The sequence below is a fragment of the Thermostichus sp. MS-CIW-25 genome (genome assembly GCF_054060015.1).
Genome location: NZ_JBSSCS010000016.1, coordinates 26579 through 42616, shown reverse-complemented (window position 1 = coordinate 42616; position 16038 = coordinate 26579). Strand labels below are relative to the sequence as shown.

Annotated in this window: 13 protein-coding genes and 1 pseudogene; 5 read left to right on the top strand and 9 right to left on the bottom strand. The window is 58.0% G+C overall.

Annotated features, from left to right (window positions below):
* Positions 1 to 272 precede the first annotated feature (272 nt).
* Positions 273 to 1823, top strand: coding sequence for a glutamine-hydrolyzing GMP synthase (guaA, locus tag ACVWZ1_RS07590; RefSeq protein WP_457503022.1), 1551 nt, complete (start codon positions 273 to 275; stop codon positions 1821 to 1823).
* Positions 1824 to 1868: 45 nt separating this feature from the next.
* On the opposite strand, the gene ACVWZ1_RS07585 is transcribed toward guaA, so the two are convergent.
* The 5 genes from ACVWZ1_RS07585 to ACVWZ1_RS07565 form a co-directional block, all read right to left on the bottom strand.
* Positions 1869 to 2090 carry a hypothetical protein gene (locus tag ACVWZ1_RS07585; RefSeq protein WP_011432797.1) on the bottom strand — a complete coding sequence of 74 codons (222 nt, stop codon included), beginning with the start codon at positions 2088 to 2090 and terminating at the stop codon, positions 1869 to 1871.
* Between the two features lie 2 nt (positions 2091 to 2092).
* Entirely contained in the window at positions 2093 to 2419 is a 327-nt protein-coding gene (locus ACVWZ1_RS07580; protein WP_238376924.1) for a hypothetical protein, read from the bottom strand.
* Positions 2420 to 2510: 91 nt separating this feature from the next.
* Positions 2511 to 3548 (bottom strand): CobW family GTP-binding protein, encoded by a 1038-nt coding sequence (locus tag ACVWZ1_RS07575; RefSeq protein ID WP_457503021.1) that lies wholly within the window; start codon positions 3546 to 3548, stop codon positions 2511 to 2513.
* A gap of 408 nt (positions 3549 to 3956) precedes the next feature.
* A complete protein-coding gene (locus ACVWZ1_RS07570) occupies positions 3957 to 4919 on the bottom strand; it encodes a DUF4335 domain-containing protein (RefSeq protein ID WP_457503020.1) in 963 nt (320 codons plus the stop codon).
* Positions 4920 to 4977: 58 nt separating this feature from the next.
* Complete coding sequence (locus ACVWZ1_RS07565; RefSeq protein WP_457503019.1) at positions 4978 to 5622, bottom strand: DUF3038 domain-containing protein; 645 nt, start codon at positions 5620 to 5622, stop codon at positions 4978 to 4980.
* A 124-nt stretch (positions 5623 to 5746) separates the two neighbouring features.
* Here ACVWZ1_RS07565 and ACVWZ1_RS07560 point away from each other — a divergent pair, with 124 nt between their 5' ends.
* A complete protein-coding gene (locus ACVWZ1_RS07560) occupies positions 5747 to 5968 on the top strand; it encodes a hypothetical protein (RefSeq protein WP_414357796.1) in 222 nt (73 codons plus the stop codon).
* A 54-nt stretch (positions 5969 to 6022) separates the two neighbouring features.
* Here the strand turns inward: ACVWZ1_RS07560 and ACVWZ1_RS07555 are convergent, their stop codons facing one another.
* Entirely contained in the window at positions 6023 to 6880 is an 858-nt protein-coding gene (locus ACVWZ1_RS07555) for a sulfite exporter TauE/SafE family protein (RefSeq protein ID WP_457503017.1), read from the bottom strand.
* 198 nt (positions 6881 to 7078) lie between these two features.
* On the opposite strand from ACVWZ1_RS07555, the gene ACVWZ1_RS07550 reads away from it, so the two are divergent.
* The gene (locus tag ACVWZ1_RS07550) at positions 7079 to 8941 is read left to right on the top strand and encodes a transglutaminase domain-containing protein (RefSeq protein WP_457503016.1); all 1863 of its coding nucleotides are present in this window, start codon (positions 7079 to 7081) and stop codon (positions 8939 to 8941) included.
* 32 nt (positions 8942 to 8973) lie between these two features.
* Complete coding sequence (locus ACVWZ1_RS07545; RefSeq protein WP_414408210.1) at positions 8974 to 9201, top strand: Uma2 family endonuclease; 228 nt, start codon at positions 8974 to 8976, stop codon at positions 9199 to 9201.
* Between the two features lie 339 nt (positions 9202 to 9540).
* On the opposite strand, the gene ACVWZ1_RS07540 is transcribed toward ACVWZ1_RS07545, so the two are convergent.
* Both ACVWZ1_RS07540 and ACVWZ1_RS07535 read right to left on the bottom strand, forming a co-directional pair.
* Positions 9541 to 10605 (bottom strand): Gfo/Idh/MocA family oxidoreductase, encoded by a 1065-nt coding sequence (locus ACVWZ1_RS07540; protein WP_457503013.1) that lies wholly within the window; start codon positions 10603 to 10605, stop codon positions 9541 to 9543.
* 109 nt (positions 10606 to 10714) lie between these two features.
* Positions 10715 to 12292, bottom strand: a complete 1578-nt coding sequence (locus tag ACVWZ1_RS07535) for a phospholipid carrier-dependent glycosyltransferase (protein WP_457503011.1) — start codon at positions 12290 to 12292, stop codon at positions 10715 to 10717.
* A gap of 211 nt (positions 12293 to 12503) precedes the next feature.
* Here ACVWZ1_RS07535 and ilvB point away from each other — a divergent pair.
* Positions 12504 to 14303, top strand: a pseudogene (gene ilvB / locus ACVWZ1_RS07530) (biosynthetic-type acetolactate synthase large subunit); the annotation flags it as partial.
* Between the two features lie 118 nt (positions 14304 to 14421).
* Here the strand turns inward: ilvB and ACVWZ1_RS07525 are convergent.
* Positions 14422 to 16029, bottom strand: a complete 1608-nt coding sequence (locus ACVWZ1_RS07525) for a glycoside hydrolase family 57 protein (protein WP_457466527.1) — start codon at positions 16027 to 16029, stop codon at positions 14422 to 14424.
* Positions 16030 to 16038 lie beyond the last annotated feature (9 nt).

Below are 16038 nucleotides of genomic sequence, written 5' to 3'. Positions count from 1 at the left end.
GATAGGCCGTGGGTCTGTATTGCAAACCATCACCAGTTACCGGTATAAACCCTCTCGCAGGGCAAAACCAATCGCGGCTTTTGGGACAGTTCTGAGGGACGGCAGCAGGGCACCTTCCCCTTGCTAGGATAGAGAGGCACTCAAGTTAGGTTTCTTAATCTAAACCCAATTTTTCAAGCTTGGGTATTCTGCACTGTGTGAGGCTCTGTCATCCCCTCAACTCTTATGCTTGATCCCAGTCTTTTCTCTTCCCCCTCGAGGTGCAGCCTCAGATGATTGTCATTCTCGATTTTGGATCCCAGTACTCTGAGCTCATTGCCCGCCGCATCCGCGAAACCCACGTCTATTCGGAAATCCTTTCCTATCGCACCTCTGCTGAGCAACTGCGGCAATTGCGACCGCAAGGCATCATCCTCTCCGGGGGCCCCAACTCGGTGTATGAGCCAGGCGCTCCGGTGTGTGACTCTGAGATTTGGAACCTGGGGATCCCGGTTCTGGGGGTGTGCTATGGCATGCAACTCATGGTGCAACAGTTGGGGGGCAAGGTGGAGGCAGCCCAGAAGGGGGAATATGGCCGTGCCGCTCTGCACATTTTGGATCCCACCGACCTGCTCACCAACCTGCCGGAAAACAGCATCATGTGGATGAGCCACGGGGATTCGGTTACCGAACTGCCGCCGGGCTTTCACACCTTGGCCTCTACCGACAACACCCCCTGTGCCGCCATTGCCGATCCAAGGCGTCGTCTCTACGGGGTGCAATTTCATCCGGAGGTGGCCCACTCAGAGGCTGGCGCCTTTCTCATCCGCAACTTTGTCTATCACATCTGCGGTTGCGAGCCCACCTGGACAACGGCAGCTTTTCTGGAGGAAGCCGTTCGAGAGGTACGTGCCCGTGTGGGCAATAAGAAGGTGCTGTTGGCCCTCTCGGGGGGGGTAGACAGCTCTACTTTGGCTTTTCTGCTGCACAAGGCCATCGGCGACCAGCTCACCTGCGTGTTCATCGACCAAGGGTTTATGCGCAAGGAAGAGCCCCAGCGGCTGCTGCGCCTTTTCCAAGAGCAATTTCACATTCCCGTCCACTACGTGGATGGCCAGGAGCGGTTTCTCCGGCAGTTGCAGGGGGTTACCGATCCCGAAGAAAAACGCAAACGAATTGGGGCAGAGTTTATTCGCGTGTTTGAGGAAGAATCCCAGCGGCTGGGTCCTTTTGAGTACTTAGCCCAAGGCACTCTCTACCCAGACGTGATCGAGTCTGCCAATACCCATGTGGATCCGGTTACTGGAGAACGCATTGCCGTCAAGATCAAAAGCCATCACAATGTCGGCGGCCTGCCCGAAAATCTGCGCTTTAAGCTGGTAGAGCCTTTGCGCAAGCTCTTCAAAGACGAGGTGCGGCAACTGGCCCGCTCTTTGGGTCTGCCGGAAGAGATTGTGGGCCGCCATCCTTTTCCGGGGCCGGGGCTGGCCATCCGCATTGTAGGCGAGGTTACCAAAGAACGGCTGGAAACCCTGCGAGAAGCGGACATGATCGTGCGGCAGGAGATCAACCGCTCCGGCTACTATCCCAAACTTTGGCAAGCCTTTGCCGTGCTGCTGCCGGAAGTGCGGTCGGTGGGGGTGATGGGGGATAAGCGCACCTATGCCTGCCCGGTGGTGGTGCGGCTGGTTACCAGCGAAGACGGTATGACCGCCGATTGGGCGCGAGTTCCCTACGACCTCTTGGCCACCATTTCCAACCGCATCGTCAACGAGGTGCCCGGCATCAACCGCGTGGTTTACGACATCACCTCCAAGCCCCCTGGCACCATCGAGTGGGAGTAGGCGGGATCCCTTGCGTCTGGCCTCGATTCCCGGCTGGATCGATGGCTACCTATGGCCAGCTTCCGGCAGGGAATAGGAAGGGCTTGAGCTGAAGGGCTGAGCGGCTTGGACTTCCATTCGGGCCAAAGTCGTAGCGGCATCCGCCAGTTGCAGAGCAAGGTTGGCACGGCTAATCGGATCCCGGGCATTCCAGAGATCCTGTCCCAAACAAAACACCCGATAGCGAAAGGCTTTGATCGAGCGCGATGGGATGACCTTGACAGTCATGGCTACAACCTCTTCTCCACAGAGACGTGAATAGTCAGCAGAACCCGCTCGGGCTCAAGGTAAACAAATGTTACCAAAACAACCTCGTCCTCAGAGGCAATACTGACCGGGCAGGTGGCTTTCGGGGGCTCCACCCGTTCATGCCGTACCCCCACAGTGTATTCTCCAATTGGCAGGTCATCAAATCCAGCGTCCGCATAGATCAACTCAATGGTTTCTTCTGCAATCAACTGCCCCTCTCGCTCCAGGAAACTGAGAAAAGGGATCCCATCGATAGAGGTGAGCGCGTTGTTGGCCTGATTGCGGATCATCACAAAGATGTCGGACATGGAGAGTGGGCCATCACCTCAGGGCTTCATGATCGAGGCTGCTGGAATGTAGCCCGACTTTCTTTAGCCTGGACTGCCGCCAAGTCCTGATTCAGCGACCAAACCCTTGACCCCGCGTGGCCGGACGGGCAATACAGGCCTGGAGTTTTTTCCGCAGCTGGGCTGTATCGAGGCGCTGACCGATGAGCACCAACTGGTTTTTGGGCTGGCGAGGCCACTCATCGCTGCTGAGGGTATAGCGCCGACCGCTGAGGTGAAAGATATGTCGCTCTGGGCTTTCCTCGAACCACAACACCCCTTTGGCACGAAAGACTGCATCGGGCAACTCGTTGAGAAAATTTTGGAAAGCATCCAAAGAGAAGGGCTGATCGCTCTCAAAGGCTAGGGAGTTAAAGCCGTCAGCCTCGATGTGGCTGTGATGGGAGTGGTGGTGGTCATGATCGTGCTCATGGTCATGGTGGTCGTGACTGTCGTGATCATGGGCTTCTTCTTGGGGCAAGGAACTGGCCTGAAACAAATCGGTATCCAAGATTAGCTCCAGGGGAACTGCGCTGTTGACGGTGCGCAAAATGCGGGCATCTTCTTTGATCTCGCGGATGCGTTTTTCCAGACGCTCGATCTCGGCTTCCTCGACCAAATCGATTTTGTTGAGGAGAATCACATCCCCATAGGCAATTTGGCTGTAGGCCACGTTGCTGTTGAACAGATCGGGGGCAAAGTTGGTGGCATCTACCAGGGTGATAATCGAGTCTAGCCGCGTCAGATCTCGCAATTCTGGCCCCAAAAAGGTGAGGGCCACCGGCAAGGGATCCGCCAATCCCGTAGTCTCCACCACCAGGTAGTCGATCTTGTCGGAACGTTCCATCAACCGCAACACGCTTTCGGCGATGTCGTCCCGGATGGTGCAGCAGATGCAGCCGTTGTTCAGCTCCACCAAGTCTTCTTCGCTGGAGACGATCAGCTCCGCATCGATGCTGATCTCGCCGAACTCGTTGACCAGCACCGCTGTGCGCATCCCTTTCTGGTTGTTGAGGATGTGGTTGAGAAGGGTGGTTTTCCCACTGCCCAAAAAACCTGTGATGATGGTGACAGGTAAGCCTTGCTTAGGCACTTCGATGGTTGCGGTCATAGAGTGGCAGCGATCCGATATAGAGGGAACTCTTCCACTTTATCCTCTTGTCCTCATTGCCCTAGCTGTCTGAAGCCGATTAAACCCTTCAGATGCGATCAGTAGAGCCTTTGCGCCTCGGCATTGGCGGCGTCGCCAGTGTGGCCCTGGCTCTCCCAACTCGGCGGCCTCTCTCTTTCTGGCTTACTCTTCAGGGTCAGATTGCTTCCTCTAATCCCCTGGCCCTGAAAGTAGGGTTATTTCGATTCAAACTGGGACAATGCACCCAACACCTAAAACGTTGAACGCAGGGGGCCAGAGAGCTGTTCTCAGTGGCCCACGGGTCTCACCCTAACCTGAAGTGACTATCGATAACATCCCTAGGTAGACTATAGTGCTGACCCACCCCAGCTTGGCCTGTCGGGATGCCTACCTGTCCTGGGTTACTTCCACCTGGTTGCCCGGCTCTAGGCTGACGCGGAACTGTTGTGCGCCTGTTGGCAAGGGATCCGGCGGTAGCTCCGGCAGGTCGGCAAATGGGGTTTCGGCTCGGCGCTCTCGGGCAAGCTCATTCTCCGGCTCGGCAGCCAGCAGGGATCCCGTCTCATCTACAGTTACTCGATAGGCCAAGCTCTCTGGCCAATCGGGGGGAGACTGCCACTGCTCTGCCAAAATGTCTCGCAGACGGGAAAGGGGATCCGCCCCTGCTGCCTCTCTTCCCGCTGTTGGGTCAGATTCTTGAGGGGATGTGGCCAAAGGCTGCGATTGACCCGTCAAGGCAGGGATGGTGAGCTGCTCTTGCGGGGAAGGGGAAGCTGTGGGATCCCTAGGGGGGCGACTGGCCCAGATCCCAACACCGGCCACAACTGCGATCCCTCCCACCAGCAGGGCCGCGATCCCAGTGGGCTGTCGATACCAAGCCCGCGTCACCGGAGTTCCCAGATTGGCCAGTTGGGGAATGTCATCCGCCACCTGGGAGAGGTTCTCCAGCAGGTCGTACAACTGCGTCATCGACAAATCCACCTGCGCGATGCGATCTTCCCCTTGGCGCACCGTGAGACGATGAAAAATAAAATCAAGCGGACGGATGGCCACGGTACCGCTGAAGGTTCCCTTGGGTTCCCCACTCAAGTGGGATCCCACGTAGCGGTCGATTACGGTGATCAAATCGTTGAGCCAAACGTTATCGCCGTGTAAAGTTTTGACTGTCTCCCCCTGGCGGATTTCCAACTGACACTCGAAGCTGCGCTGGATGGCTTGCAGCGGCGGCGTTGCAGAGGAGTCTGAAGAATTGGAATCGGCAGGGGCTTCTCCCCGTACAGTCAGCGTAGAAGTGGGTTGTTGATAGGTGTGGCTAATCAGGGTGAGGCTGGGCATGGCAACTGCGGGCAAACAACACGGGTAGAGGGCTACAGAGGCGATAACAGAGGTGATAATTGACGAACCTGCCTCAAGAAGAGGGTGAGGTATCGGGGCCGGAGCTGTGGGCTACCCCCTCTTCTTCCAGATCGCTGCCGGCAGGCAAATCCATCTCAGGACGGCTGAGCAAGGCTTTCCACAGGCGCTGAGCGCCTTTCGGGCTACTGTAGAACATCAGCTCAATCAAGATGCGCAGGGCCAGCTCGGTGAGGCTATTCTCATCGCGCACGTCCCCATCCACCATGCGGCTGCGGTAGTGAGAGAGGAATTCATCCAAGTAATCTCCCACCAGCGGCTGACGGAAGGGGCTGAGCTCTTGATCGACAGCGGCTTCCAGTTGCTCCAAGGTGCTGCGGATACGGGCTTGTTGCTGAGCAGCCAGATAGGCAATCACCATCACCAGGGCGCGGGCCTCTTCGATATCCACCTTTTTGCGCCCACCGCTGCTGCGGCGCAAGGGGTTAGCATTGCGCAGTCGCCAGAGAGTCACCCGATCGCCAATCTGCTCTTCCAAGTTGAGGGCTTTGGCTGCGGACAGAACCGCTTCGGAACTTTCTCCGCTCAGGGACTCCAGCCCCAGCAGTAGCAAGTCCAACTGGGCTTTGATGGTACCGGTGGCTGTACTCAGGCCAGCGGGCCGACTGTCTAACTGAATGTGCTTGTGTTCCACCGTCACGCTGTCAATGGGAGCTTTGGGTTTTGACGAAACTCTATGATCTCTTGTCCGAGCCAAACCTGCAACCTACCCCCCCGCGCTTGCAGGAAAAAAAGACTTTCTGGCCTTTGCTCTGGGCAAGGGCTTGGCTAACGGGATCCGACAGGCAGGGACTTATGTCTTTGTCGATCTGGAGAATCCTGTTGGCCAGCCCTATCTGGATGCCGAGGTGATTGCGGCGCTGGAATCGATTGCCGAAACCTTGAAGCTCTTTGGCAGCTACCCTGTGCATGACCCCTGCAAACAAGGTGCCCTATCCCAAACAGCAGGATCCCTGTCCTCTGAGGGGAAAGCGCGTCCAACGTAGAATCGAAATGACCAAGGACTGCTGTCTTGAGCGCTCAGGCAGACCAGGATCACTTCACAGGGCTCGGTAGCTTTGCCAAGCTTGCCAAAAAATGTAGAGAGAAAGGATGGTCAGAAAGCCCCGAAACAGCAGTCCGACGGTTTCATCGGGCAATTTGGGCAGGGTGCGTGTGCTGATCTGTACACCGATTAACCCCCCTGTCCCCAAGATCAAACCAGGGATCCAGAGCACATTTTGGTGGATAGTGCCGTCCCCCAACCCCAGGCCATTCCAGATCCAATCGCTGAGGCCCGCATGGCTGGCGGTGGCAGCAACTGCTGTGATTACAATGGCCCCCAGACTGGTCTGAATCGCCACTTTGATCGTCTCTTTCAGCAGCAGGATCTGCATTGGCACCAGGATCACCCCACCGCCGATGCCAAACAGCCCGGCCAACAAACCGGCAGCGCCACCGGTCAGGGCGCGGGCTAACCAGGGAGACATCTGCCCTGAGGACTCCGTCCCGCTGAGGTGCTCGGCACCGCTGACGTCAGCCCCCAATTCTTGGGCCTGGATAACCACCTTTTTGTTGAGTTGCACCAGGTAAGTGTTGGCCAGCAGCAACACTCCAAACGCTGCCAACAGCAGATAGCTGGGAAGGCGACTGGCGATAATTGCTCCTACTTGAGCCGTAAGCAACGCTGGGATCCCCAGCAGGATCACCCGTTTCAGATCCAGCATGCCCATCCGCCAGTTTTGGATGCTGCCTGCAATCGAGGTCATAACGATGGAAAGGTTGCTGGTGGCTGCAGCTTGAACCGGTGGTATCCCCAAGCTGACCTGTAAGGGCACCAGGATCGTTCCACCGCCAATGCCCAGCACCCCGGCTAGGATCCCTGCCACCAGGCCGCCAATTGCCAAGGCCAACTCCATCCCCTACCACTCCCCACCGCTGCTCTATCTTGCTGGCCAAAAAGCCGCCATCATCGTAACATTCTCCAGTCCTGGCAAGACTAGCAGGGATACATCGGTCGAGAAGCCTTGGGTGTGGGGTTGAAAAGAGGCGCATCATAATAATGTTGGACAGTAAATATTGGACAGTCGTACCGCCTTGGTGCAGATCGCGCCAGCATGTCAACTTCATCCATAGGCAAGGAAGCCTTCATGGTTGCCATCCATCCGGCAAATGATCTGGGTGCTCTGAAAAATCTAGGTTCCACGGCAAGAGGATCCCAGCCTGCTTGGTGGCCTCCATCTGGGCGGCAACAGGGAACTGTGGCCCCTCTGCAACCTCTGGGGCTGGTTGCTTTGGAAGGTTTGGCCACCTGGGGAGATCGCCTGTTGGGCTTGGATCGGGTGAGGGGCTATTTGGTGGAAATTCAAGAGCACAACACCCTGCTGCTCAATCCCCATCATGTCCATTCTTTCCAAGGCGCTTACGGTTTGTGGGTAGAGTCAGAAGGGGATCAAGCGTGGATTTGGCTCAGTCGGGAGCAAGAGGGGCAAATCTTGCGCATTCCCATGTCCGCTCTGCAGCAACCGGGATCCCTGGAAGCCTTTCCAGTGTGTAGGTGCCCCTACCCTATCGAAGGGATCGCCCTCTGGATCGATCCCCACATGGGAAACCGCTACCTCTATGCCACCTGCTACCGACGGGAAAAAATCCTGCAACTGGATCCCAGCCGTGGCCTTATTGTGCAGGAGATGCCTGCCCCTGGGGTTGGCCGAGAACAGATTGCGGTGCAGGGAGACTACCTCTGGGTGAGTGATCGGGTGGAAGAGACGATCTATGTGCTGGAGCGCCAGACCGGGCGAGAATTGGCCCGCATCCTCACCCCTTCTCCTGGGCCGACAGGCTTGGCCTACTGGCGGGGGCAGCTCTGGGTAGCCTACGCCCACGAAGAAGCCTATATCCACGACAACCCCAACGCTCCGGATCCCTTGTCGGTGGCCCTGCGCGACAAAACCTGGGTGGCTCCCCTGCGCCTGCGGCCTTTGGATCCCCCTAGCTCCCCCGACCCCTCTGGCGGCAGTGGAACCGAGGCCGAGGATTCCCCCATTGCCTGTCCGGTAGTTTTTCAGCCCCAGTGTCTGGGGGAACGCGCCACCTACACCCTCTCCCACGGCTATCGGGTGGAGCTGACCTATGTGGAAGAAATTGCCCAAGAAGAGCCGCGCTTCCTGCCCGATTTGGTCTGGCGAATTGCCTTACCCTGCAACAGCCTTCGCCAACGGGTGCGCAGCCTGCACTGGGTAGGTCTGCCGTTTGAAGTGGAAGAGCAATCCGGCCAACAGGTGGCGGTGTTTTCGCTGGGATCCCTGGGGGCCCATGAGGTGCGCTTGTTTGGCTGGCGGGCGGTGTTGGATCTCTACAGTATCAAGTACTGCATCGATCCACTGGATGTAGAGGCTGCCGTTTTGCCCAGGGAGCTGCGGGATCGCTACTTGGTGGACGATGACTACCTGGCCATGGACACCTCGATTGTTCGAGAGGCAGCGCGGCGGGTCGTCGGCAGCGAGACCAACTTGCTGCGCAAAATGCTCAATATCCGGGCCTATGTTTACGACAAGCTCTCCTACCGGGTCACCTCTCGCATCGATCCGCCGGATGAGGTTTTGCGGCGTGGCTCCGGTTCTTGTGGTGAATATGTGGGGGTGCTGTTGGCTTTGGCCCGCCTCAATGGGATCCCTTGCCGCACGGTGGGGCGCTACAAATGCCCACCTCACCCAGAACTGAAAGGGATCCCGCTGTTTCCCCAGTACAACCACGTGTGGATTGAGTTTTATCTGCCCGGCTGGGGTTGGGTGCCGATGGAGTCGAACCCCGACGATCGGGGGGAGCGCCCCTATTCGCAGCGCTACTTCATGGGCTTGCCCTGGACCCATACCGAGATCGCCAAAGGGATCCCTTTCGAGACGATCAACACCGACCAAGCCTCAATTGGGGAGCTGGCCATTAACCATGTGCAATTTCGCATCTTAGAAGAAATTTGAAAGGCGAATAGAGTGAGAAAACGGGCCTGAGATTGGCCAACACTGCTCCGGGAGTGATTTTTGCCGAAGATAACAATGTGGCTCCTGATGTGGTGTGGGTAAGCCGCTCTCGACTGAGAACAGCGTTAGGGGCGGATGGCAAACTCCACAGTGCCCCAGAATCGGCGGTAGAAGTGCTGAGCCCTGGAGCTCGCAATATTGGCCAAGATAAGCAAACTAAGCTCAAGCTTTACAGTCGGCTTGGGCTACAGGAGTATTGAGTGGTGGACTGGCAACAGCAACAAGTGGAAGTCTACCGGCGTCAGCAAAGGCAGTTGGTGTTGATCAAAACTTGCTTGGGAAAGATGAATTGGACTCGAATTGGACTCGCCGTTGCTGCCGGGGCTTGCGTGCCCGATTTCACAGCTGTGGATGCCACCTCTTGCCTGAGTCTGGTGGGAGCCCCATTGCTCGCTCGAAAAGCTGCCACCCGAATGGGGAGCTGTCAATAGAGCTGCACTCCGCGGGCGCGAATGTCGCTTTTTCTTCCCCAGCCTGATGCTGGAATGGCTATGGGCCAACAACAGGGCTCTGCCCCCATCTGGGGCTTGCGTTAAAGACTAGGATAGGAGACTACGGCGGGGCTTGGCTTCGCTCCAGGCACATCCATCCAAAGCAATCCGCTCTACCTCCGAGGCCAGCCTCAATGCTTTCAGGGCCTGTTCCCCACCCACAGAAGGTTGGTTGCCCCCCCGCACGCAATTGATGAAGTGCTCCAGTTCGGCATGCAGCTTGTCGATATTGTCGGTGTGGACTTTCTCAATCAAACAATCCCGCTGGTAGGGCATTTGGCCGTAGTCGCTGGTGCTGCCGACGGATCCCTGGCGGTACACCGAGATCTCATTGTGTAGAAAATCTGCTTCTACCAAGGCATTCTTGCAGTGGACGGTAATTTTGCGCACCTTGCGGTGGGTGACCTTGCTGGCAGTGAGGGTGGCGATGGCACCGTTGGCAAAAGTGAGAGTAGCCGTGACGTAGTCCAGGTAGCCCAGCTTGGAGATGCGGTTGCCGCTGGCGGTAATCTGGGTCACGGGAGATGGGATCAGCTCCAGCAATAGGTCGATGTCGTGGATCATCAAGTCGAATACCACCGACACATCGCTGGCGCGGTCGGAATAGGGGCTGAGACGGTGAGCCTCGAAAGCCAGAGGTTCTTCACTTTGCAAGACTTGGCCCAGCTTTTGGAAAACAGGGCTGAAGCGCTCGATGTGCCCCACCTGCAAAATACAATTGCAATCGGCAGCTCGGTTCACCAGCGATTCTGCTTCGCTGATGCTGGCAGCGATGGGCTTTTCGATCAGCACATGTACCCCGGCCTCCAGGCAGGCCATACCCACCTCGTGGTGCAGAACCGTCGGCACGGCAATGGCCACGGCAGCTACATGGGGCAGCAGATCGCGGTAGTCCTCATAGAAATGAACGCGGTGGCGGCTGGCCACATCCAATCCCCGTTCCACGTTGATATCCGCTACCCCCACGACCCGCACATCCTTCATCAGGCTGAAAACGCGGGTGTGGTGCTGGCCCATGTTGCCTACCCCGATCACCCCAACCGGGACAGCTTGCTCTGAATAAGCCAGTGGACGGCGGGGAGAGTTGGCAGAACTCGGGCAAGATCGGGCCATGACGTTTCCACTACCTCCACCACAAGGGTTTCGCGAACCTCGCTCCATCTTTCGGTAACGGAGCGCCGCATTTCACGAAACAAACTTCACAAAGCTTACCATGCCTCCCTTAAATCCAGTTCAAGCCGGGGATGGGCGGCAGGTGCAGCGGGGGCTGTTGGCAGGATTGGGGGCTGAAACAGAACAGCGGCACCGGGCTAGAGCGAAACCACATGCGGGCGTAGAATCCGCTTGGACTGAGGGGCAGGCCAAGCCAAACGGGGAAAAAGAAGACAAAGGACGCCAAAACCAAGGCCACCGCCGTGATGCTCGCCCCGCGCCAAAAGCGGCGATAGCTCTGCCAGCCCAGCAGCACCAACCAAGCCAGGGCTAGGGTGCTAAACGCCAGAGCGCTCATGTAGTGGTAGATAAAAACGCAGCGGCTGACCCTAAACCAAGGCAGGTAATTGGCCGCATAGCCAATCAAAATGAAGGCTTCGAGACCGTGAAAGCGGCGGATCCCCCGCCAGACGAGCACCAAGATGGATCCCGTCCCCAGCCACCACAGCCAAGGATTGCCCACGCCATGAACAGCTTGCCAGAGGTTGCCCTGACTGCCGAAGTAGTAGGCCACGGGGCGGCCCAGAATTGGCCAGGACCAAGCTCCTGCCGAGGCCAAGGGCGTAGTCAGCCAAGGACGCAAAGCCGGGAACCAAGCCACCAGGGATCGCAAGCTGGTGGAGCAGTAGGGGTGAACAGGGGTCTCTTCGTTCACCACCAGGTGGGCTGCCATGTGGCCGCCGTAGATGGATTGGTTGATGAGCACCAGGGATCGGAAATAATTCTGGATGCCCGTCCAGCTCCAATCCAGAGTTAGTCCCTGTTGGGGATTCAGCTGCAGGTGCGGGATCCACTGAATGGCATAAAAGGCCAGCGGAGCGAGGACGAAGCAGAACGCATAGTGCCACCAGCGCAGATGACGAATCTGGCTCAAAATGCCCAACCGTGGGATCCACTGCGGGCGCAGCCAGACCACCCCCCAGACGAGGATCCCCAACAGAGCAAACATGAAGGTAAACCAGAGGCCATTCCACTTCACCGAAGCTGCCGCCCCCAACAGGATCCCGGAGCAGGCAAAGTGAGCGGCCCGTCGCCAGCCTTGGTCTTCTAGACCTCTCAGCAACAGAATGGTCGCTGCCAGCCCAAAGGCTACCAGATACACGTTGATCAGGCCAAAGCGGGATTCCACCAGAAACACCCCATCGGTCAGCAGCAAAACCCCGCTCAACAGAGCAAAGCCCACGTGGTAGGTGAGGCGGTAGGCTAAGCCGGTCAGCAACAGAGGGATCAGGGATCCGCAAAAAGCAGTGGCGAAGCGGAATCCCCACTCGTTGCGGCCAAACACCTGAATGCTAAGGGCAATGAAGTACTTGCCCAAGGGGGGATGCACATCGTAAAAAGGCTTGCCATCCAGGTAGTTCTGGGCAAACTCCGGGAAGTACACCTCATCGAACACAGGTGCCGGGAACTCGTCCAGCCGCCACAGGCGCAACCCCAGACCCACCAGAAAGATCCCCAGCGCTCCCCATACCAGCCACTGTCGGGATCCCACAGCGCTGTGCGGGGATCCGAGGATGGGCACAGCTAGCAGCAAGCTGCCCTGAGACCGCTCCGGCCCGGGGTCAATGGGGGTTGGCTCTCCAGTCATGGATAGGGCACTCTCAACACTCCGGCGAGGATCCCTAGGGATCCCCAGTGTTACTTTAGCCGACCGTGAAAGCCTAAGCGATTCCAAAGCAAACCACTGCTAGACTGTAGAATTGAATACAAAGTTGGCCAACTTCTGGCCAGTACCCTGTCTGCGCTGGCGCTCCTGAGAGCGGGCGTTTGACGTTCGGTCATCTCAGTGGGGAGGAGACACCGTGGCGACTGGTGGATATGCGTTGGTGGACAGCCTGCACCGGCATGGGGTGCAACACATCTTTGGCTATCCGGGGGGAGCCATCCTCCCCATCTACGACGAGCTGTACAAAGCCGAGTCTCAGGGGCTGCTCAAACATTACCTGGTACGCCACGAACAAGCGGCTGCCCACGCCGCCGACGGATATGCTCGCGCCACCGGCAAGGTGGGGGTGTGTTTTGCTACCTCTGGCCCAGGGGCGACCAACCTGGTGACGGGCATCGCCAACGCCATGATGGACTCTGTACCCATGGTGGTCATCACCGGGCAGGTGCCCCGCCATTTGATTGGCACCGACGGCTTCCAGGAGACAGACATCTTTGGCATCACCCTGCCCATTGTGAAGCACTCCTACGTGGTACGGGATCCGCGCCAAATGTCTCGGATCGTGGCAGAGGCTTTTCACATTGCCGGGACAGGGCGGCCCGGGCCGGTGCTGATCGACATCCCCAAAGATGTGGGCCTAGAAGAGTTTGACTATCAACCCGTCAGCGAGATCAACATCCCCGGCTACAAGCCCACCGTGCGAGGCAACCCACGGCAAATCCATGCGGCGGCCAAGCTGATCCTGCAGGCCAAGCGGCCCTTGCTCTATGTGGGAGGTGGGGCGATCATCTCCGGTGCCCACGCCGAAATTGCCGAGCTGGCCCACACCTATCGGATCCCGGTGACCACCACCCTCATGGGCAAAGGGGCTTTCGATGAGAACGATCCCCTGTCGGTGGGGATGCTGGGCATGCACGGCACGGCCTATGCCAACTTCGCCGTCACCGAGTGCGACCTGCTCATTGCGGTGGGGGCCCGCTTTGACGATCGCGTGACCGGCAAGCTAGATGAATTTGCCAAGCACGCCAAAGTCATTCACATCGACATCGACCCAGCCGAGGTGGGCAAAAACCGTGCGCCCGATGTGCCGATTGTGGGGGATGTGCGCACTGTTCTGGTGGAGATGCTGGCTCAACTGAGCAAAATGCCTTCTACTCCAGGCCTAACTCAGGCTTGGCTGGATCGGATCGAGCGCTGGAAGCGGGACTATCCCCTGCAGGTGCCCAGCTACGAAGGCGTGATTGCCCCCCAACAGGTGATCGATGCCTTTCGTCGTCATGCTCCCCACGCCTACTACACCACCGATGTCGGCCAGCATCAGATGTGGGCCGCACAGTTTCTGCGCAACGGGCCGCGCCAATGGATCTCCAGTTCTGGGCTGGGTACTATGGGCTACGGGTTCCCGGCGGCGATGGGGGTCAAGGTGGCCCTGCCGGATCAAGAGGTGATCTGCATCAGTGGCGACGCCAGCTTCCAGATGAACATGCAAGAGCTGGGCACAGTGGCTCAGTACGGCATTGCCACCAAAGTGGCCATCATCAACAACGGCTGGCAGGGCATGGTGCGGCAGTGGCAGCAGGCCTTCCACGGCGAGCGCTACTCCCACTCGGATATGTCTCCCGGAATGCCGGATTTTGTCAAGCTAGCCGAGGCTTTTGGGGTGAAAGGGATCCGCGTCGATCACCCCGATCAACTGGAAGATGCCATCCAGGAGATCCTCAAGCACGAGGGGCCGGTAGTGGCCGACTTTGTGGTCAAGCGGGATGAAAACTGCTACCCGATGGTGCCTGCCGGCAAAGCTAACTATCAGATGATCGGGCTGCCGGAGAAGCGGCAACTGGAACAAGCCGCCGAGCTGATCTACTGCCCCAATTGCGGCACCAAAAACCCCACCCTGCACAAGTTTTGCGCCGAGTGCGGCACCAAGCTCTAGAATCGGTGGCCTGGCCATCCGGCTAGGAAAGGTGGGATCCCAAGCTCTCTCTGCCGACTCCTGACCCTCACCCCCAGCCCTTCTCCCAAAGGGAGAGGAGAGTTGGGATCAACACTGCTTAGAGGGGTCGGTAAACCCGGTAGTTGATATTGGGGAAGATGTTGTCCATATATTCCACCTTGGCCAGCCACTGCTCCTCTTCAGGGGTGGCTTTTTCTCGCCGAAACTGACCCTCTTTGATCTTCTCGTAGAGGTGGTTGAAGCGCAGCAGATGGGACTTGGTGCGGCGCACTGCATAGGGAACCATCGTCCCTGTGCGCATGATAAAAGCCCAGTCAGACGATTGAGCCAGTAGCAATTCTCGCGCCGCCTGGTTCAAGGCCCGCCATTCTAGGTCATCGGCAGGCTCGCGACGGCTCAGCTCGATCATCCGCTCGGTGGCCTTGTGCAAATGGGGATAAATCCAAGCGTTGCTGGGGTTGAGCCAGTACTCGTGGAAGCCGCGCGCCCCCCAACTGGACTGGGCAGGTTTGCACACCTGCTGGGTGGGGTTCTCTTTCAGGTACTCGGCCAGGTGGGTCATGCGGTAGGTGGACTGGTCGAAGTAGCTCTTGCGGATGAGAAAATCCAAAAACCAAGGGCCCTCGTACCACCAGTGGCCAAACAACTCGGCATCGTAGGGGGCCACCACCAGCGGCGGACGTCCCATCACGCTGTAGAGATGTTCAATCTGCCGCTGCCGGTTGAACATGAAGTTGCCCGCATGTTCTGCCGCTTTTTCCCGCGCCCAGTAGGGGTCGTAAAGCTGCTTTTGCCCCAAATCCAGATTGCGCCCGGTAATGCGGTGGTATTTGATGCCAGTATTTTTTCGTTGGCCGTTGGGCATGATGTAGGGCTTGATGTACTCGTAGTCGGCTTCATACCCCAGGTCTTTGTAGAACTCGCGGTAAACCGGATCCCCGGGGTAGCCCACTTCCGCCGACCACACCTGCTGCGAGGATTCGTGATCCCGCCCGAAAACGGCAACGCCAGTCTCGGTAAAAATGGGGGCGTACATGCCGTAGCGGGGCCGTGGCTTGGCATAGAGAAGACCATGGGCGTCGGTGATCATGTAGCGCAGGCCGGCATCGGCAATCATCCGCTCCAGCCCTTGGTAGTAGGCGCATTCCGGCAGCCAGATCCCCCGCGGCCATTGGCCAAAGTGCTCGTTGTAGTGCTCACAAGCTACAATCAACTGCGCCCAGACTGCCTGCGGGTACATCTGCATCAAGGGCAGGTAGCCGTGGGTAGCCCCACAGGTGATGATCTCCAGGTTGCCGCTGTCTTGAAACTGCTTAAAAGCTCGCACCAGATCCCGGTCGTAGCGCTCCCAGAGATCCCGCACCATGGCAAACTGCTTGATGTAGTGCTCCGCCAGGTAGCGAATGTGGCCGTTGGTGGTGTTTTTGTCGTACTCCAGCTGGGCCAGCTCTTCCAATTTGGTTAGATAGTGGTCGTAGCGCTCCTGCAGCAAGGGATCCCGCAGCATCGACACCAAGGGCGGCGTCAGGGACATGGTGAAGCGAAAGTCGATGCCATCTCGCTGTAGCCCCTCGAACATGTGCAGCAGCGGCACATAGGTCTCCGTGATGGCTTCGTAGAGCCATTCTTCCTCCAGCACAAAGTCTTGCTCAGGGTGGCGCACAAACGGCAGGTGCGCGTGGAGTACCAAGGCGAGATAACCCATAGCGGCCAG